Source organism: Actinomadura sp. 9N407, assembly GCF_044326315.1.
Classification (GTDB): domain Bacteria; phylum Actinomycetota; class Actinomycetes; order Streptosporangiales; family Streptosporangiaceae; genus Spirillospora.
Map to the genome: position 1 here is coordinate 1 of NZ_JBIRAW010000007.1, position 18749 is coordinate 18749.

The 18749-nt window shown below is 70.7% G+C and carries 14 protein-coding genes, 1 tRNA gene and 1 pseudogene; 14 read left to right on the top strand and 2 right to left on the bottom strand.

The features are described 5' to 3' along the window. Positions 1-135: 135 nt before the first annotated feature. A pseudogene (locus tag ACH34Q_RS12795) lies at positions 136-282 on the top strand (helix-turn-helix transcriptional regulator); the annotation flags it as partial. A 1570-nt stretch (positions 283-1852) separates the two neighbouring features. On the opposite strand, the gene ACH34Q_RS12800 reads toward ACH34Q_RS12795, so the two are convergent. Next, a tRNA-Arg gene (locus tag ACH34Q_RS12800) sits at positions 1853-1924 on the bottom strand. Positions 1925-2054: 130 nt separating this feature from the next. On the opposite strand from ACH34Q_RS12800, the gene ACH34Q_RS12805 reads away from it, so the two are divergent. The 13 genes from ACH34Q_RS12805 to ACH34Q_RS12865 all read left to right on the top strand — a co-directional run bounded on the left by ACH34Q_RS12805 (position 2055) and on the right by ACH34Q_RS12865 (position 16653). Continuing rightward, positions 2055-2417 (top strand): response regulator transcription factor, encoded by a 363-nt coding sequence (locus tag ACH34Q_RS12805; protein ID WP_395983360.1) that lies wholly within the window; start codon positions 2055-2057, stop codon positions 2415-2417. 21 nt (positions 2418-2438) lie between these two features. Next, positions 2439-3119 carry a DALR anticodon-binding domain-containing protein gene (locus tag ACH34Q_RS12810; RefSeq protein WP_395983078.1) on the top strand — a complete coding sequence of 227 codons (681 nt, stop codon included), beginning with the start codon at positions 2439-2441 and terminating at the stop codon, positions 3117-3119. Then, on the top strand, positions 3116-4507 hold the full coding sequence (gene lysA, locus ACH34Q_RS12815) for a diaminopimelate decarboxylase (RefSeq protein ID WP_395983079.1): 1392 nt from the start codon (positions 3116-3118) through the stop codon (positions 4505-4507). Before ACH34Q_RS12810 ends, lysA begins: the two co-directional genes overlap by 4 nt. Positions 4508-4581: 74 nt before the next feature. Next, complete coding sequence (locus ACH34Q_RS12820; protein ID WP_395983080.1) at positions 4582-5871, top strand: homoserine dehydrogenase; 1290 nt, start codon at positions 4582-4584, stop codon at positions 5869-5871. A gap of 120 nt (positions 5872-5991) precedes the next feature. Continuing rightward, positions 5992-7059, top strand: a complete 1068-nt coding sequence (gene thrC / locus ACH34Q_RS12825; RefSeq protein WP_395983081.1) for a threonine synthase — start codon at positions 5992-5994, stop codon at positions 7057-7059. Positions 7060-7145: 86 nt separating this feature from the next. Next, on the top strand, positions 7146-8069 hold the full coding sequence (gene thrB, locus ACH34Q_RS12830; protein ID WP_395983361.1) for a homoserine kinase: 924 nt from the start codon (positions 7146-7148) through the stop codon (positions 8067-8069). A 496-nt stretch (positions 8070-8565) separates the two neighbouring features. Continuing rightward, complete coding sequence (gene rho / locus ACH34Q_RS12835) at positions 8566-10698, top strand: transcription termination factor Rho (RefSeq protein ID WP_395983082.1); 2133 nt, start codon at positions 8566-8568, stop codon at positions 10696-10698. Between the two features lie 409 nt (positions 10699-11107). Then, on the top strand, positions 11108-12463 hold the full coding sequence (locus ACH34Q_RS12840) for a sensor histidine kinase (protein ID WP_395983083.1): 1356 nt from the start codon (positions 11108-11110) through the stop codon (positions 12461-12463). 68 nt (positions 12464-12531) lie between these two features. Then, positions 12532-13185, top strand: a complete 654-nt coding sequence (locus tag ACH34Q_RS12845) for a response regulator (RefSeq protein WP_395983084.1) — start codon at positions 12532-12534, stop codon at positions 13183-13185. 209 nt (positions 13186-13394) lie between these two features. Beyond that, positions 13395-13613, top strand: coding sequence for a 50S ribosomal protein L31 (rpmE, locus tag ACH34Q_RS12850; RefSeq protein ID WP_395983085.1), 219 nt, complete (start codon positions 13395-13397; stop codon positions 13611-13613). A 145-nt stretch (positions 13614-13758) separates the two neighbouring features. Beyond that, positions 13759-14826 (top strand): peptide chain release factor 1, encoded by a 1068-nt coding sequence (gene prfA, locus ACH34Q_RS12855; protein ID WP_395983086.1) that lies wholly within the window; start codon positions 13759-13761, stop codon positions 14824-14826. Beyond that, the gene (prmC, locus tag ACH34Q_RS12860) at positions 14823-15683 is read left to right on the top strand and encodes a peptide chain release factor N(5)-glutamine methyltransferase (protein ID WP_395983087.1); all 861 of its coding nucleotides are present in this window, start codon (positions 14823-14825) and stop codon (positions 15681-15683) included. The genes prfA and prmC overlap by 4 nt, the downstream gene beginning before the upstream one ends. A 148-nt stretch (positions 15684-15831) precedes the next feature. Next, positions 15832-16653 (top strand): L-threonylcarbamoyladenylate synthase, encoded by an 822-nt coding sequence (locus ACH34Q_RS12865; protein ID WP_395983088.1) that lies wholly within the window; start codon positions 15832-15834, stop codon positions 16651-16653. A 49-nt stretch (positions 16654-16702) separates the two neighbouring features. Here ACH34Q_RS12865 and ACH34Q_RS12870 read toward each other — a convergent pair whose 3' ends face one another. Continuing rightward, positions 16703-18652: a histidine kinase gene (locus ACH34Q_RS12870; RefSeq protein WP_395983089.1), complete on the bottom strand. Its 1950-nt coding sequence runs from the start codon at positions 18650-18652 to the stop codon at positions 16703-16705. Positions 18653-18749: the final 97 nt, after the last annotated feature.

Consider the following 18749-nt stretch of genomic DNA (forward strand, 5'->3'; position numbering starts at 1 on the left):
TTACCCCGCCCGGCCCAGCCGGCCAGCGCCGACCGTTCCTCATCGGACAACACCACTGGCTCAAGCTTCGGGCTCGGCATCCCCACACCCTACCGAGTAACAACAAACTAATGACTCAGGACACTAGCCAAACTCGGGGGAGTCTCCCGGCGGACGTTCTATCGGTGGCGGGAACTGGGTCTGGCGCCGGTCTGTCACCGAATCCCCAACGGCGAATTGCGGATTCACCGCGAGGACTTTCGGGAGTGGATGCAGGGGCTTCGGGAGGATAGAGCCGCATGAAGTCCAACAAGATCCGGTTCTGGGAGATCAGGCCGAACTACACCACGAGGAACGGCAAGCGCGTTCCCCGTTCCTACACGGTGCGATGGACAGTCGCCGGTCGGGAGAGTTCGGAGACCTTTGTGCGTAAGCCGCAGGCGGAACGCTTCAAGTCGCGGCTTATGTCGACGGCCGAAAATGAGGCATTCAACATCGAATCTGGCCTCCCGGATTCGATGGAACGCGCGGTGTCGGGCAAGACCTGGTACGAACTGGCCTGCGCGTACATGGATGAGAAGTGGCCCAAGTTGGCGGCAAAGGGACGTATCTCGGTGGTTGAGGGGCTCACGGCGGTGACCTCGGTCCTGGTCCAGAGCAACCGGGGTGCTCCTGATGCTGCGGTACTGCGGCGAGCGTTGCGGAACTGGGCGTTCAACCCTCCTCGGCGCGATGACGAGAAGCCGGATGAGATCGCGGCGGCTCTTCGCTGGGTCGCTAAGGCGTCCGTGCCGGTGGTCGTCCTCGACGAATCCAAGTGGGTTGCCAAGGGGCTCGATGCCTGCGGGATCAACCTGGATGGAAAGCCTTCCAAGCCTGAGTACTACCGGCGTCGGCGGCGGGGCTTCTATGGCGCGCTGAAGTACGCCGTACGGGAGAAGCAACTTTCGGCAAATCCGCTCGATGGCGCGGATGATGGGGACTGGAAGCCTCCGGAGGTTGTGCACGCGGTTGATCGGCGGCGGGTGCCGAGTCCCGCACAGGTGGCGCTCCTCCTGGACGCCGTTCGCCAGGTGGGGAAGACACAGGGGCCCCGTCTGGTGGCGGTGTTCGGGTGCATGTATTACGCGATGCTGCGGCCGTCTGAGGCGGTGAACCTTCGGAAGGACAACATCGTCTCCCTGCCCGAAACCGGCTGGGGCCTTCTGGAGCTGGACGAGGTTCGGTCGGCGGCGGGCAAGCGGTGGACCGATGACGGTGAGGTTCACGAGACTCGGGGGCTCAAGGGCCGGCCTCGGGGGACCCGTCGCCCCGTGCCGATCCCACCGGAGCTGGTGGAGCTGCTGCGCTGGCATCTGGAGGAGTACGGGGCCGGGTCGGATGGTCGCCTGTTCCGTACCTACCGGAACGGCGTCTATCACCCCTCGACGCTGTGGCGGGTGCTCGAACGGGCCCGGTCGAAGGCGTTCACTGATGACCAGGTCAAGACGCCGTTGGCGCGCAAGCCGTACGACTTCCGGCATGCCGGGGTCTCGTGGCGGCTGAACGCTGGTGTCCCTGCGGTCAACGTGGCCGAGTGGGCGGGGCACAGTGTGAGGTCCTGCAACGGATCTATGCGCACTGCATCGACGGTGATGACGGGCACTGGTTCGCACGGATGGATGCGGCTCTTGGCCGCTGAGGATGGGCCCCGGTTCCGTACCGGGGTCCATTTCTTTGGGCTGACCAGGGGAGACGTTCCGAAAGCCGTTCCGCGTATGTTCCGGGAATGGCGACAAACGGTGGCTTCCGGTGGCACATGGCTGCCTACACACGAAACCCCGGTGACCGGCGTAGTGCCTGGTCAACCGGGGTTTTTGCTGATCATCTCGGGTGCCCCCTGCAGGATTCGAACCTGCGCACACGGCTCCGGAGGCCGTTGCTCTATCCCCTGAGCTAAGGGGGCCCGCGCCTGGTGGTTCGGCGCGAGAAGAAGGCTACCAGGGTTGCGGGGTCGGCGCGCACCTGGACGGTTCGCCGTGCGTTGCTCTCTGGAGTCGACTAACTTCGTGGCCGTGACCGAGCCACTGGGACGCGTGCTGGTCGTCGATGACGATGAGGTGATCCGCCAGCTGATCGCCGTGAATCTGCAGCTCGAGGGGTTCGAGGTGGCGACCGCGGTGGACGGCCAGGACTGCCTGGAGAAGGTGCGGGAGGTCCGGCCCGATGTGATCACGCTGGACGTGATGATGCCGCGGCTGGACGGGTGGGTGACCGCGATGCGGTTGCGGGAGGACGAGGACACCCGGCACATCAAGGTCGTCATGATCACGGCCAGGGCGCAGGAGCATGACATCAGGCGGGGGCATGAGATCGGTGTCGACGCGTACGTGACCAAGCCGTTCGATCCGAACCAGCTGATCCAGACCGTGCGGAAGCTGGCGGCCGCGTCCACATAGTGGTCGGATAGTCTCACCAGAGTGACTCCAGCCGAGGTGAGCGCTGCCCTCATGGGCGCCGTACGGGACGCCGGGAAGAGCGTGCCCGACGTGGCGCTTCGGTGTTTGGGGCCGGGGGTCTACGGGAGTCCGGTGGCGCTCAGGGCCGGCGTGGACGCCGGGGTGCTCGGGCGGGGGCTCGAAGGTGTCGCCGGGATCGGCCAGGTCGAGGTTCGTGGGGGTTTTCTCCGGATATCGGTGGCTGAGCCGGCGGAGCTGGCGAGCGACATCGTGGCGCTGGGGGAGCGGTACGGGGTCCATGAGGTGACGGAGTTCTCATGGCCCGATCGGCCCCGGACGTTCGGGAATCCGGGGTTCCGGGTGCGGTACGCGTATGCGCGGGCCGCGGCCGTTCCGAGGCGGGCGCGGGACCTGGGTGTACGGGGCGGGCCGCCGGTGGGTCTGGAGCGGCGGGAAGAGCTGGCCCTGCTGGGATTGTTGGGGGAACTGCCGGGGTGGGCGCGCCGGGGTCTGCTGGCCGGGTATCTGGTGCGCCTCGCGGACGGCGTTCACGACTTTTACGAGCGGTGTCCCGCGCTGCCCGTGGGCGGTGAGAAACCCGGGGCGGTGCATGCGGCGCGCGTCACGTTGACGGAGGCCGCGCGCATCGCCCTGAGCAATGGTCTGAAGATGATCGGTGAGATCCCTAGAGAGCGACTATGAGCCGAGTACACCCCGCGGGACCGCGGCATGCGGACGTCCTGCCCGAAGAACACCCGATGCCTCCGGCGGAGGATCTGAACGCGCTGGATCCGCTGATCTGGCCTCGTGGCGCGAAGCGCGACGAGGGGGTCATGGCCATCGGCGGTGTCGATGTCCGGGATCTGGCCCGGGAGTACGGGACGCCGCTCTTCGTCTATGACGAGGAGGATGTGCGTGCGCGGGCCAGGGAATACGCGGCCGCGTTCCACGATGGCGACGTTCACTATGCGGGCAAGGCCTTTCTCTGTACGGCGCTCGCGCGGTGGCTGAACGAGGAGGGCCTCGGGCTCGACGTGTGCAGTGGGGGAGAGCTGGCCGTCGCTTTGGCCGCGGGGTTCCCCACCGAGCGCATCACGATGCACGGGAGCAACAAGTCGGTCGGGGAGTTGGAACGGGCGCTCGACGTGGGTGTCGGGCGGATCGTGCTGGACTCGTTCCAGGAGATCGCGCGGCTGGGTTATCTGGCGCAGGAAAAGGGCGTCCGGCCCAAGGTGATGATCCGGGTCACCACGGGTGTCGAGGCGCATACCCACGAATTCATCGCGACGGCCCATGACGACCAGAAGTTCGGGTTCTCCAGGAGTTCGGGCGCGGCTCTGGAGGCCGTACGGAGGGTTCTGGAGCTCAAGCAGCTGGAACTCGTCGGGCTGCATTCGCACATCGGTTCGCAGATCTTCGATACCGACGGGTTCGAGGTCGCGGCGCACCGGCTGGCGCAATTGCTCGTCGCCATTCGGGACGAGCACGGGATCGAGCTGCCCGAGCTGGATCTCGGCGGCGGGTACGGGATCGCCTATGTGCCCGGGGACGAGGCGCCCGATCCCAAGGACCTCGCCGACGGCCTGCGGAGCATCGTCACCCAGGAGTGCAAGGTGTACGGGCTCGCGATGCCCAGGCTGACGGTGGAGCCCGGCCGGGCGATCGTCGGCCCGGGGGGCGTCACGCTGTACGAGGTAGGCACGGTCAAGGACGTCGAGGGCCTGCGGGCGTACGTGTCGGTCGACGGCGGGATGAGCGACAACCTGCGGACGGCCCTCTACAGCGCGGAGTACACCGGGGTGCTGGCGAGCCGGACATCGGACGCGGATCCGATGCTCAGCAGGCTTGTCGGGAAGCACTGTGAATCCGGGGATATCGTCGTGCGAGACCTGTGGTTTCCCGAAGATCTTGCGGCGGGTGACCTGGTGGCGGTGGCGGCGACCGGTGCGTACTGTCGATCGATGGCCAGTAACTACAACTACGTTCCCAAGCCCGCCGTGGTGGCGGTGCGGGACGGCGCGTCGCGGGTCATCGTCCGCCGGGAGACCGATGATGATCTGCTACGGCTGGATGCGGAGGTCGAAGCGTGAAACCCGGGGTCGTTCCCACCTCATCCTCCACAATCCGATCCACCACGACCCGACCCGTAGGGGGCCCTTTGCGGGTGGCGCTGCTGGGATGCGGTGTCGTCGGCTCCGAGGTCGTACGGCTGCTGCGGGAGCAGGCCGACGATCTGGCCGCGCGGGTGGGCGCTCCGCTCGAGGTGGCCGGGATCGCGGTACGGCGGCTGGACCGCGTCCGGGAGGGCATCGACCCTGAGCTGCTGACGACCGACGCGCTGGCCCTGGTCACCCGGGACGACGTGGACCTGGTCGTCGAGGTGATCGGCGGGATCGAGCCGGCCAGGACGCTGATGCTGGCGGCGATGAAGGCCGGCAAGTCGGTGATCACCGCGAACAAGGCGCTGCTGGCCGAGGACGGCGGGACGCTGTTCGCGGCGGCCCGCGAGTTCGGCGCCGACCTGTACTACGAGGCCTCGGTGGCCGGCGCGATCCCGCTGCTGCGGCCGCTGCGCGAGTCGCTGGTCGGCGACCACGTGCACCGGGTGCTGGGCATCGTGAACGGCACCACCAACTACATCCTCGACCAGATGGACACCGTCGGCGCCGGGTTCAACGAGGCGCTGGAGGAGGCCCAGGCCCTCGGGTACGCGGAGGCCGATCCGACCGCCGACGTCGAGGGCTTCGACGCGGCGGCCAAGGCGGCGATCCTGGCGCAGCTGGCGTTCCACACGCCGGTGACCGCCGCGGACGTGCACCGCGAGGGGATCACCGAGGTGACCGCGGCGGACGTCGCGGGCGCCAAGGAGATGGACTGCGTGGTCAAGCTGCTGGCCATCTGCGAGCGCGTCCCGGCCGAGGACGGCCGCAACGGCGGGCGCGGGGTCTCGGTACGGGTGTATCCGGCGATGATCCCGAGGGCGCATCCGCTGGCGAGCGTGCGCGAGGCGTACAACGCGGTGTTCGTGGAGGCGCAGTCGGCGGGCTCGCTGATGTTCTACGGCGCCGGCGCGGGCGGTGCCCCGACCGCCTCGGCGATCCTGGGCGACCTGGTGGCGGTGGCCCGCAACCTGATGGCCGGGAGTCGCGGGCCGGTCGAGGTGACGTACGCGAAGCTGCCCGTACTGCCGATGGGCGAGACCGTCACGCGCTACTACGTCCAGCTGGACGTGGCCGACCGTTCCGGCGTGCTGGCCACGGTCGCGGAGGAGTTCGCGCGGCACGAGGTCTCCATCAAGGCCGTACGGCAGGAGGGCATGGGCGATGAGGCCCAGCTGGTCGTGGTGACGCACCGCGCACCGGACGCGGCGCTGTCGGCGACCGTGGAACGGCTGCGCAAGCTCGACATCGTCCGCGAGGTGGCGAGCGTGATGCGCGTCGAGGGCGAGCAGTGATCCGTACGGCCGGGCGGCTCTGTATGCCAAAGCCCGGTCCGGCCGGATAGCCCCGTACGGCGGGGCTTTGGAACACCGCCTAGAATTCGCGCAACATCGCAGGTCATTCGAGGAGACGACGTGAACCCGACCGCCCGCGCCTGGCGCGGCCTCATCGAGGAGTACCGCGACCGCCTGCCGGTGACGGACGGCACTCCCGTCGTCACCCTGCTGGAAGGCGGGACGCCGCTCGTGCCGGCGCTGCGGATATCGGAGCTCACCGGCTGCGAGGTGCGGCTCAAGGTCGAGGGCGCCAACCCGACCGGTTCGTTCAAGGACCGCGGCATGACGATGGCGATCAGCAAGGCGGCCGAGGACGGTGCCAAGGCGGTGATCTGCGCCTCCACCGGCAACACCTCGGCCTCGGCCGCGGCGTACGCGGTCCGGGCCGGGATGACCTGTGCCGTGCTGGTGCCGCAGGGCAAGATCGCGATGGGCAAGCTGGCGCAGGCGCTGGTGCACGGCGCCCGGCTGCTCCAGGTGGACGGCAACTTCGACGACTGCCTGGAACTGGCCCGCAAGCTGTCGGTCGACTATCCGGTGGCGCTGGTCAACTCGGTCAACAAGTACCGGCTGCAGGGCCAGAAGACCGCCGCGTTCGAGATCGTGGACGCGCTCGGTGACGCGCCCGAGGTGCACTGCCTTCCGGTCGGCAACGCCGGCAACATCTCCGCGTACTGGATGGGCTACCAGGAGTACGCCGCGGACAAGGTGGCGACCAGGACCCCGCGGATGCTGGGCTTCCAGGCCAGCGGCGCGGCACCGTTCGTCAAGGGCGAGCCGGTGCTCAAGCCGCAGACGATCGCCACCGCGATCCGGATCGGCAACCCCGCCTCCTGGGACCTGGCGATCGCCGCCCGGGACGACTCGGGCGGCGCGATCGACTCGGTCACCGACCGGCAGATCCTGGCCGCGTACCGGATGCTGGCGGCCGAGGAGGGCGTGTTCGTGGAGCCGGCCTCGGCGGCGAGCGTGGCCGGGCTGCTGCAGGCCGTCGAGCGCGGCGTGGTGGAGCGCGGCACGAAGGTCGTCTGCACGGTGACCGGCAACGGCCTCAAGGACCCCGACTGGGCGATCTCCGGGGCACCGGCCCCGACCACCGTCAAGGTGGACGCGCACGCGGCCGCCTCGGCGCTGGGCCTGGCGTGACGGCAGGGCAGGCAGGCGAGGCAGGGCAGGCCGGCACGGCAGGTGAGCGCACCGCAGGCGAGGCGGCAACGGACGGCTGGGCATCCGTGGCCTCGGTACGGGCCCCGGCCACCAGCGCCAATCTCGGGCCCGGCTTCGACTCGCTGGGGCTGGCACTGACGCTGTACGACGACGTCGAGGTCGCGGTGACCGGAGGCGGGCTCGCCATCGAGGTCGAGGGCGAGGGCGCCGAGGTCGCCGACCGCGGTGAGCGGCACCTCATCGTGAAGGTGCTGCGGCGGACCTTCGACCTGCTGGACGGCCTGGCCGGGACCGGTCTCGGCCAGCCCCCAGGGCTGCGGCTGCGCTGCGTCAACCGGATCCCGCACAGCCGCGGGCTCGGGTCGTCCTCCGCCGCGATCGTGGCGGGGATCGTCGCGGCGCGGCACCTGCATCCGGCCGGACGGCTGCTGGACGACGCCGCGGTGCTGCGGCTGGCGACCGAGATCGAGGGCCATCCCGACAACGTGGCGCCCTGCATCGCGGGCGGGATGACGATCGCCTGGACATCGGATTCGGGCCCCCGTTCGGTCCGGCTCGATCCGGCGTTGGCCGAGGTCACGGCGCTCGTACCGGACCAGCGCCTGGCCACCGAACGGGCCCGCGGGCTGCTGCCGGAGACCGTTCCGCACGGTGCCGCCGCCGCCAACGCGGGACGTGCCGCGCTGCTCGTCGCGGCGCTCGCCCAGGGCCTCGACGGCGGCGTACTGCTGGACGCGACCGAGGACCGGCTGCATCAGGACTACCGGGCGCCGGCGATGCCGGAGTCGGCCGCACTGGTCGAACGGATGCGCAAAGCGGGCGTCCCGGCGGTGATATCGGGGGCAGGTCCTACTGTCCTGCTCTTCACAAGCGCTTCCGAAGTTGATTCGATGACGACGGAACTGGGTAATGGGTGGCACATACACCCGCTGAACGTCGCCCCCCACGGCGCCTGCGTTCGGCACCCCGGTTCCAGCGTCCGGCCTTGAGGTTCGTCCCTTGAGCTTGAGGCTTGAGCTCGAGGTTCGCGCCTTGGGAGCCGCACGGGACCGGGACGGTGTGACGGACCCACCCAGGTGGAATGATCCAGCTAGGTAAAATGCGAAGACATCGACTCTGGGGAATAGCAGTGCGCCCTGGTGATGTTAGGCTGAATGCCGCACCAGTTGCCCCGTTCGGGGCCGTGTGCTCGTCAGCCGCGCGTCACCGTTCCGGCCCTCCGGTCGTGTCGGTCCCGCGTACCAGGCTTCCCGACACCGTGGCATTCCGATGTCATGCGTTCCCGCGAACCAACTTCGGACGTTGCGGTATCGGGGGCCGGCACGAGCGAACCGTCCCGACGACCACCATCTGGCTGTGCCCAGAAATCGCGGCTCACGACACCGTCGTGAGCCACGGAGCCCGACTCGGCGCCCCCGCCGGGCCGCACTACCGGGTTGCCTGGCCAAACACCGGCCTACACCCGCTCCCTGGGAAGGACCCTTAGTGAGCGAATCCAGCGAACTCCTTACGGACGCATCAAGCACGGCACCCGCCGCCGATGGCGCCGAGAGTGCCACCCCCCGGCGCCGCCGGTCGGGCACCGGCCTGTCGGCCATGGTGCTGCCCGAGCTCAAGGCGCTCGCGTCCAGCCTCGGCATCACCGGCACGACCGGGATGCGCAAGAGCCAGCTCATCGCAGCCATCCAGGACAAGCAGGGTGGCGGCGAGGGCAAGGGCTCGGCCGGGGGCGAGCAGGGAGCCGCTGGCACGGAGAAGGCCGAGCGCCCGCGCCGTACCAGGACGACCGCGGCCAAGCGCGAGGCCGCCGAGGGCCAGGTGACGATCGCCGACGCCGCTCCCGCCGCCGAGCAGCCCGTGCAGCCCGCGGCCGAGAAGGCCGACCGGCCCGCGAAGGCCGAGCGCCCGGAGAAGGCCGACAAGGCCGAGCGTTCCGACAAGTCCGAGAAGGCCGACAAGGGCGCCGAGAGCGCCGACGACGGCAAGGGCGAGGCCAGGAACGACAGGGCCGACAAGACCAAGACCGACCGCGCCGAGCGCACCGACCGCGCCGAGCGCACCGACCGGGGCGGCAAGGGCGACCGTTCCGAGCGGAGCGACCGCGGCGACCGGCAGGAGCGGGGCGAGCGCGGGGAGCGCCAGCAGGGCGGCGGCCGGTCCGACGACGACGGCGAGGGCCAGGGCGGCCGTGACGGCGGTCGCGACGGCGGACGGCAGCGCGGCCGGGGCGGCCGTGAGCGCGGCGACAACCGCGACCAGGGCGGCCGTGACGGCGGTCGCGACGGCGGACGGCAGCGCAGCGGGCAGGGCCAGGGCGGCCAGGGTGGACAGAGCCAGGGCGGCCAGAGCCAGGGTCCGGGCGGCGGCGGCCCGGCCGATGACGACGACGGCAGCGGGCGCGGGCGGCGGGGACGCCGGTTCCGCGAGCGCAACCGCGGCCGCGGCGGGCGCGAGCGCTTCGAGGAGCCGGTGCTCAGCGACGACGACGTCCTGATCCCGGTCGCGGGCATCCTGGACATCCTCGACAACTACGCGTTCGTGCGGACCACCGGCTACCTGCCGGGGCCCAACGACGTGTACGTCTCGCTGGCCCAGGTCCGCAAGAACGGCCTGCGCAAGGGCGACGTCATCACCGGTGCGGTGCGGCAGGCCCGCGAGGGCGAGCGGCGCGAGAAGTTCAACGCGCTGGTGCGGCTCGACACCGTCAACGGCATGGAGCCCGAGCAGTCCAAGGCCCGGGTCGACTTCTCCAAGCTGACCCCGCTGTACCCGCAGGAGCGGCTCCGCCTGGAGACCGACTCCAACATCCTGACCACGCGGATCATCGACCTGGTGTCGCCGATCGGCAAGGGCCAGCGCGGGCTGATCGTCTCGCCGCCCAAGGCCGGCAAGACGATGGTGCTGCAGTCGATCGCCAACGCGATCACCAAGAACAACCCCGAGTGCCACCTGATGGTCGTGCTGGTCGACGAGCGTCCCGAAGAGGTCACCGACATGCAGCGGTCGGTGAAGGGCGAGGTCATCCACTCGACCTTCGACCGTCCGGCCGAGGACCACACCACGGTCGCCGAGCTGGCCATCGAGCGCGCCAAGCGGCTGGTCGAGCTGGGCCACGACGTGGTCGTGCTGCTCGACTCCATCACCCGCCTGGGCCGTGCCTACAACCTGGCTGCCCCGGCGTCCGGCCGGATCCTGTCCGGTGGTGTCGACTCGACCGCGCTGTACCCGCCCAAGCGGTTCTTCGGCGCGGCCCGCAACATCGAGAACGGCGGCTCGCTGACGATCCTCGCCACCGCGCTGGTCGAGACCGGCTCCCGGATGGACGAGGTCATCTTCGAGGAGTTCAAGGGCACCGGCAACATGGAGCTCAAGCTCAACCGGAGCCTGGCCGACAAGCGGATCTTCCCCGCGGTGGACGTGGACGCGTCCGGTACCCGCAAGGAAGAGATCCTGATGGCACCGGACGAGCTGCGGGTGGTCTGGCAGTTGCGCCGGGTGCTGCACGCGCTGGACACCCAGCAGGCGCTGGAACTGCTCCTGGAGAAGATGCGGGAGACCCAGTCCAACGCCGAGTTCCTGTTGCAGGTCCAGAAGACGACCGTCTCCGACGACCGCTAGGCAGTGTTTCAAAGTCCCGGCCCACAGTGCTCGCCTGGCGGCTCGCACCGTGACCGGTTCTTGTGCGAGCGCGACATCGCTTCGCGATCTGCCCGGTGAGGCTCGCCTTCGGCATCGCCTCACCGGCCAGGTAACGCGCTCGCGCGGTGGCTGAGGCCACGACGGCGCCGGAACGCGACAACAGAACATGCTACGAGCAGGCTGAAAGACGGCGCCCCGGGGGCATCTCCCGGGGCGCCGTCCTTTTGCGTGCCCCGGCCCACGCCCGCGGGCCCCGCATCGCCTCCCACCAGCCCCTCACGCGGTTTCTGCGCGCACCCGACCGGATGGTGGGGTTAGCCCTACCTCGTGCTCGCCGGTGGGCACCATGGCCGGTACGGGTGCCCGATCGGCAGTCTGGGGTCGTACGGTGGACTGGGCACGGAGGGACGATGTGGGCGAGCTGAGCAGCACCGCCACCGCTGGCGGCCGGACGATGACCGTCGTGAGCGGGTCATGGCGTCCGATGGCGATGGCCAGGTCATCACTGACCTGGCGTTCCGCGCTCTACCTAGGGGCGAGCCTGGCCTTCGGGCTGGCCTGGTTCATCTTCCTGGTCGTCGGGCTCGCGGTGTCGACCGCGCTGACGATCATCTGGGTCGGCATCCCGATGCTGGTGCTGATGATGGTCGCCTGGCGGTTCGCGGCGATCGTGGAACGGACGATGGCGCTGGTCGCGTTCGGGGTGAAGATCCCCAACCCGTACCGGGCGCTGCCGCCGGGCCGCAACCCGCTGGTCAAGCTGAAGGCGATGGCCGTCGACCCGGCCACCTGGAAGGACCTGCTCTACCTGTTCCTGCGGTTCCCGATCTCGCTGGTCGAGTTCGTGGTGTCGGCGGCGGTCTGGGGGGCGGCCGCGTCGTTCATCCTGATGCCGGTGTTCGCCACTGAGCCGGGCGGCGTCGAGGTCAACCTCGGGGCGGTCTCGTTCTGGGCCGGCAACCCCGTCGCCGCACTGCCGGGCACGCTCTTCGGCCTGCTGGTCGCGGTGATGGCGATGTACGTGACGCGGGCCCTGGCGATCGGCCATGTGCTCATCCTCCGGTTGCTGCTCGGGTCCAGCCCGTCCCAGCAGGAGAACCAGCAGCTCCGGCAGAAGACCGCGCACCTGCAGGCCAGCCGGGCGCGCGGGGTGGACGCCTCCGAGTTCGAGCGGCGCCGGATCGAGCGCGACCTGCACGACGGCGCGCAGCAGCGGCTGCTGGCCGTGGCGATGGACATCGGCCGCGCCCGCGCCAAGCTGGACCAGGACCCCGAGGGGGCGCGCGCCCTGATCGAGCAGGCGCACTCGGGCACCAAGGAGGCCATCGCCGAGCTGCGCGACCTGGCCCGCGGGATCTACCCGGCGATCCTCACCGACCGGGGGCTCGACCCCGCCCTGTCCGGGCTGGCCGGCCGCGCTCCGGTCCCGGTCGAGGTCGAGGTGGACCTGCCCGAGCGGCCCCCGGCCGCGGTCGAGAGCATCGCGTACTTCATCGTCGCCGAGGCGCTGACCAACATCGCCAAGTACGCCCGCGCCACCCGCGCGTCCGTCCGGGTCGCCAGGGACGACGCCTGGGTCGTGGTCGAGGTGATCGACAACGGTGTCGGCGGCGCGACCGCCCGCGCCGCCGGCGGGCTGGCCGGGCTGGCCGACCGGGCCGCCACCATCGACGGCATGCTGATCGTGGACAGCCCGCCCGGCGGGCCGACGATCATTCGCGCCGACCTGCCCTGCACCTGGTAGGGCAGCCGATTCCGGACGGAACGGGTCGAGGGGCCCCGGCGGTCGCCGGGGCCCCCGATAATGAGGCCATGCGGGTCGTGATCGCCGAGGATTCGGTGCTGCTCAGGGAAGGGCTGGTCCGGTTGCTCGGCGACGCCGGGATCGAGACCGTGGCGACGGTGGGCGACGGGCCGGGGCTGCTCGGCATCGTCCTCGAGCACCGGCCCGACCTGGCGATCGTCGACGTGCGGATGCCGCCGTCGTTCACCGACGAGGGGCTGCGCGCCGCGCTGGAGGTGCGCGAGCGGCGGCCGGAGACCCCGATCCTGGTCCTGTCGCAGTACGTGGAGGAGCGGTACGCGACCGACCTGATCGGCGGCGGTGCCCAGGGCGTGGGCTACCTGCTGAAGGAGCGGGTGGCCGAGGTCGCCGAGTTCATCGACGCGGTACGGCGGATCGCGGCCGGCGGCACGGTGATCGACCCGGAGGTCATCGGGCAGCTGCTCGGACGGCGCCGTACCGGAGACCCGCTGGAGGCCCTCACGCCGCGCGAGCACGAGGTGCTGGGGCTGATGGCCGAGGGCCGCTCCAACGGGGCGATCGCCGCGGACCTGGTGGTCACCGAGGGCGCCGTGGAGAAGCACATCTCCAACATCTTCATGAAGCTCCGCCTCCAGCCCGCCCAGGGCGGCCACCGCCGGGTCATGGCCGTGCTCGCCTACCTGGGCCGCTCGGGTTCCTGACCAGCGGCCGGCCGGCCTCGCCGGGCGGTCCGGCGGCGGGATGGTACAAGATCGGGAATGCCCGTTGACCTCGGCACGTTCGGGTATCTGGCACACTTGGAGTGCAACCGCTGCGGTACCGGTTCACGCTTCCCCTCACCCGCGCGTATCCGCGCGAGCCCGGAAGTGCCAGGGAAGTGCCCGGCGACCGCCACAAGCGAGGAGAACCCGTGAAGCCTGACATCCACCCGAACTACGTCGTCACGACCGTGACGTGCGCGTGCGGGAACACCTTCGAGACCCGCAGCACCGCCGAGAACGGCGTGATGCGCGCCGACGTGTGCTCCAACTGCCACCCGTTCTACACGGGCAAGCAGAAGATCCTCGACACCGGCGGCCGCGTCGCCCGGTTCGAGCAGCGCTTCGGCAAGAAGGGCGGCCGCAAGTAGGGCGGGCCCGAACGCAGGCCCGGGGATCCACCGTGTTCCGTACACCGTGTTCCCCGGGCCGTGTTCCCGGGCCTTGTTTCCCGGGCCGTCCGATCTCTCCGCGTCTCTGCGTGTCCGTGTGCGCAGGCCCGTCCCAGGAATCACCGTGAATCTCGACGAGCTGATCAGCGAGTACGCCGAAATCGAGGGGCGGCTCGCCGACCCGGCCGTGCACGCCGACCAGACGCTGGCGCGCCGGCTGGGCAAGCGCTATGCCGAGCTGCGGCCGGTGGTCGAGACGTACCGCGAGCTGGCCGTCACCACCGGCGACCTGGCCACCGCGCGCGAGCTGGCCGGTGAGGACGCGGCGTTCGCCGCCGAGGCGACCGAGCTGGCCGGGCGCCGCGAGTTCCTGGAGGCGCGGCTGCACCGGCTCCTGGTGCCGCGCGATCCCAGCGACGACAAGGACGTCATCCTGGAGATCAAGGCAGGTGAGGGCGGCGACGAGTCGGCGCTGTTCGCCGGCGATCTCCTCCGGATGTACCTGCGGTACGCCGAGCGCACCGGCTGGAAGACCGAGATCATCAACTCCCATCCGTCCGATCTGGGCGGCTACAAGGACGTGACGGTCGCGGTCAAGGCCAAGCCGGGCCAGGGCGAGGGCGTCTGGACCCGGCTGAAGTACGAGGGCGGCGTGCACCGCGTCCAGCGGGTCCCGGTGACCGAGTCGCAGGGCCGGATCCACACCAGCGCCGCCGGCGTCCTCGTGACGCCCGAGGCCGAGGACGTGGACGTCCAGATCGACGCCAACGACCTGCGCATCGACGTCTACCGTTCGTCCGGTCCGGGCGGGCAGAGCGTCAACACCACCGACTCGGCCGTACGGATCACGCACGTGCCGACCGGCGTGGTGGCCTCCTGCCAGAACGAGAAGAGCCAGCTGCAGAACAAGGAGCAGGCGATGCGCATCCTGCGGTCCCGGCTGCTGGCGATGGCGCAGGAGGAGGCCGACGCCGCGGCGTCGGCCGAGCGCAAGAGCCAGGTCCGCACGGTCGACCGCTCCGAGCGGGTGCGCACCTACAACTACCCGGAGAACCGCATCTCCGACCACCGGGTCGGCTTCAAGGCGTACAACCTCGACCAGGTGCTCGACGGCGATCTGCACAACGTGACCCAGGCGCTGGTCGACGCCGAGATGGAACGCCGGCTCGCGGAGGCGCAGCGGACGTCATGAACCTGCTGCTCGACGAGGTGGCCAGGGCCACCGCGCGGCTGGCCGACGCGGGCGCCGCCTCTCCCCGCGCCGATGCCGAGGAGTTGGCCGCGGCCGTACACGGCGTCAACCGCTCCGAGCTGCACAAGGTCGCCGACTCCGCGTTCGACGCGCTGTTCTGGGAGTACGTGGCGCGCCGCGAGGCCGGCGAGCCGCTGCAGCACATCACCGGCCGGGCGTTCTTCCGCTACCTGGAGCTCAGGGTGGGGCCGGGCGTGTTCGTCCCGCGGCCAGAGACCGAGGTGATGGTCGGCTGGGCGCTGGAGGCGCTGCGCGACATGGACGTCCAGGATCCCCTCGTGGTCGATCTGGGCACCGGTTCGGCCGCGATCGCCCTGTCGATCGCCCTCGAGGCCCCCCGCGCGCGCGTGCACGCGGTGGAGAAGGACCCGACGGCGTACGTGCACGCCAACCGCAACGTCGAGGACCTCGACGAGCGCGACCAGGTACGGCTGCATCTCGGCGACCTCGGCTCCGCGCTGGGCGAGTTCGACGGCTCGGTCGACTTCGTCGTGAGCAACCCCCCGTACATCCCGATGAGCGAGTGGGAGTACGTACCGCGCGACGTCCGCGACCACGATCCCGCCGACGCGCTGTGGGGCGGCGGGGAAGACGGGCTCGACGCCATCCGCGCGGTGGAGCGCACCGCCCGCCGGCTGCTGCGTCCCGGCGGCTACGTGGCCGTCGAGCACAGCGACCTGCAGGGCAACGGCGTCTACTGGATCTTCGCGGAGGAGAACGGCTGGCGCGATGTGCGCAACCGCCGCGACCTGACCAACCGGGACCGTTTCGTCACGGCCCGCCTGGGCGTTCCATAACGCCCGGGCATAACGCCCAGGCATAACGACCGCCGGGCCGCGCGTACAGCGGGCCGTGGATATCCTGGGCCCTGCCACAGGACGGCATGCATCCGCACACTTGGGAAGACGGGCGACCGTGAGCCGACGTTATGACTGCTCCGAGCCGATGGAGCGTACCCGGGGAATCGCCGAGGCCGTCTCGGCCGTACGGCGCGGGGAGCTGGTCGTGCTGCCGACCGACACCGTGTACGGGATCGGCGCCGACGCGTTCACCCCGCCCGCCGTGACCGCGCTGCTGGACGCCAAGGGCCGGGGGAGGGCCATGCCCCCACCGGTCCTGGTGGGCTCTGTACGGGCCGCCACGGCCCTGGTGGAAGACCTCGGCACCTACGGGCAGGACCTGATCGACGAGTTCTGGCCCGGGGCTCTGACGCTCGTCTGCCGGGCCAACGGCAACCTGCTGTGGGACCTGGGCGACACCAAGGGCACCGTCGCCGTACGGATGCCGATGCACGAGCTCGCGGTGGAGTTGCTCAAGGAGACCGGCCCGCTCGCGGTGAGCAGCGCCAACCTCAGCGGCGAGCCCGCGGCCCGTACCGTCGCCGAGGCGGAGAAGATGCTCGGCGACTCGGTCGCGGTGTACCTCGACGGCGGCCCGTCCGGCCACGCCGAAGCGTCCACGATCGTCGATCTCACCGGCGCCATCCCGCGCCTGCTGCGCGTCGGCGCGATCTCCGAAGACAAGATCCGCGCCGTGGTGGGCGTCCTGCTCACCGACGAGGACGAGGACGAGGTCGAGGAGCCGGCACCAGAGGAGTCGGCGCCCGAGGCGTCCGAGCCCGAGGCGTCCGAGGCGTCCGAGGCCAAAACGTCCGAGGCTGAGTCGTCCGAGGCGAAGGCCGTCGACCTCGAGAAGCCCGCCGCCGAGCCGGTGGATCTCGACAAGCCCGAAGCCGACCCCGAACAACCCTCCCTCACCAAGGAGTAACCGGCCCTCGAGTCACCGTCGCCTCCTTACGGGGCTCTGGCCTGAACGGTCAGGCCTCGTCCAGGGCGTTCAGCAGGGAGCGCATGTCGGTGAGGGCGGCGCGGGCGTGCTCGGCCACGGTCACGAGCGCTTCCTGTGCTTCGCTCTGCGTCGCCGCCATGCCGGCCTCGGCCGTACGGACCAGGCGGGCGGTGTGGTCGAGGACGGTGCCGCGCAGGCCCAGGGCGACGCGGTGGCGTTCGGCGAAGACGGCCTCGCCGGTACGGAGCGCCATGGTCTCCAGGGCGTTGAGCTCCCAGCGGATGCCGCGACCCGAGACCGCCCGTCCCCAGGCCCAGAACGGCAGCAGCACGAGGACGGCGAACGCCACGCCCGTGACCAGGCCGAATATGACCACGTCGGAACGTTCAGGGTTCGAGCCGGGGTCCAGGGTGGGCAGCCACGCGAACGCGATGCCCCAGGGGACGGCCGCGATCAGCGGTGCGGGCCAGGTGAGCACGCCGCGGCGGGCGTAGCAGCCCACCGAGGAGACCGCGATCATCGCGGCGGGGGCCCCGAAGAAGAGCAGGGACAGCATGGGCCCCGAGCCGAGCCGCCCGGCCAGCAGCGCCCAGACGGAGTCGATCACGGTCAGCGCGATCAGGGCGCCGTACGGGGAACGGCGCCGCCACCAGAGCGGCAGGGCCCGCCCGGCCACGGCCGCCATGGCCAGTACGGCCGCGCCGGCGGACCATCCGCCGAGGATGGCGTCCGGCGCGGCGAAGGCGACCACGGCGGGCAGCGCCACGCAGACCCCGATCGCGGCGCCGTCCAGGACCTCCGGCCAGCCGCGCCCTCGGTTGACCGGCGAGGTGGGCAGTACGGCCCGTACCGTCCAGCCGCCGGAGCCGTCCGGGCCCGCGCTCAGGGTGCCGCCGAGCGACTCGGCGCGGTCGCGCATTCCGGCGATGCCGCGCCCGCCGCCGAGCGCCGGGGCGGGGATCTCCTCGGGCGGCGCGGCGTTGTGGACGGTCACCTCCACGAGCCCGGACTCGAAGAGGATCTCGACGCTCACCGCCGCGCCCTGCGCGTACCTCATCGCGTTCGTGAGGGCTTCCTGAACGATCCGGTACGCGGCGTTCTTGACCTCCGGCCGCAGCCGCTTGGACCCGTCCACCGAGAGCGAGACGGGTACCCCCAGCCGGGCCAGCCCCTGGCAGAGCGGAGGGAGCAGGGTGTCGAGGCCGCCGTCGGCGGATTCGTCGGGCCCCACCACGTCCACCAGGCGACCCAGGGCCTTCAGTACGTCGCGTCCCGTGTCGGCGGCGGCCGTCAGGGCGCGGGCGGTCAGATCGGGGTCGTCGATCCGGGACGCGGCGGTGCTGTGCACGACCACGGCGCTGAGGTGATGGCCCGCCACGTCGTGCAGGTCGCGGGCCAGGCGCTCGCGTTCGGCCGCGGCGGCGTCGTGCCGTTCGCGCTCGGCGGCGGTGAGCCGTTCCGACAGTTCGCGGCGCCGGGCCTTGCGCTGCCGGCGGAGCTGGCCGAGCGCGGTGATCGCGACGTAGGACGCGGCGTCGAGGATCCCGTTGGCCAGCACGGCGCCCGGGGCCCCGCGGGTCGGCGCGAACGTGGCCGTCATCACCAGGAAGGCCGCGACGCAGCCGATCATGGCGTAGCGCCGGTGGCGGTGCACCGCCACCGAGAACAGCGCGATCCCGTCGGAGACCCCGCCCACGAGCGTGTCGGGATGGTCGACGGCCAGCGTTCCGGCGCCCGCGACGGCGAGGGTCACGGCCAGCACGGTCAGCGGCGCGACCCGGCGCCAGATCAGCGCGGCGTTGCAGCACAGGATGGCCGCCACGGCGACCATCCAGCGCTCGCGGTCCAGCGGCTCGGCGATCCCGTCGGTGAGCAACCAGGTACCGGCGATCTGTGCGAACGCCAGCAGGGCGGGTACGGCGAAGTCGGCGACGCCGGGCCACCGCCCGGTGATCGCGTCCGTTCCCCGTTCCCCCACAGCATGTGACTGTAAAGGCGAACGGCTCAGAGGCGAACAGTACAGAGGCGAACAGGACAGAGGCGAGTAAGGCAGAGGCGAGCAGCGGAATCCGCGG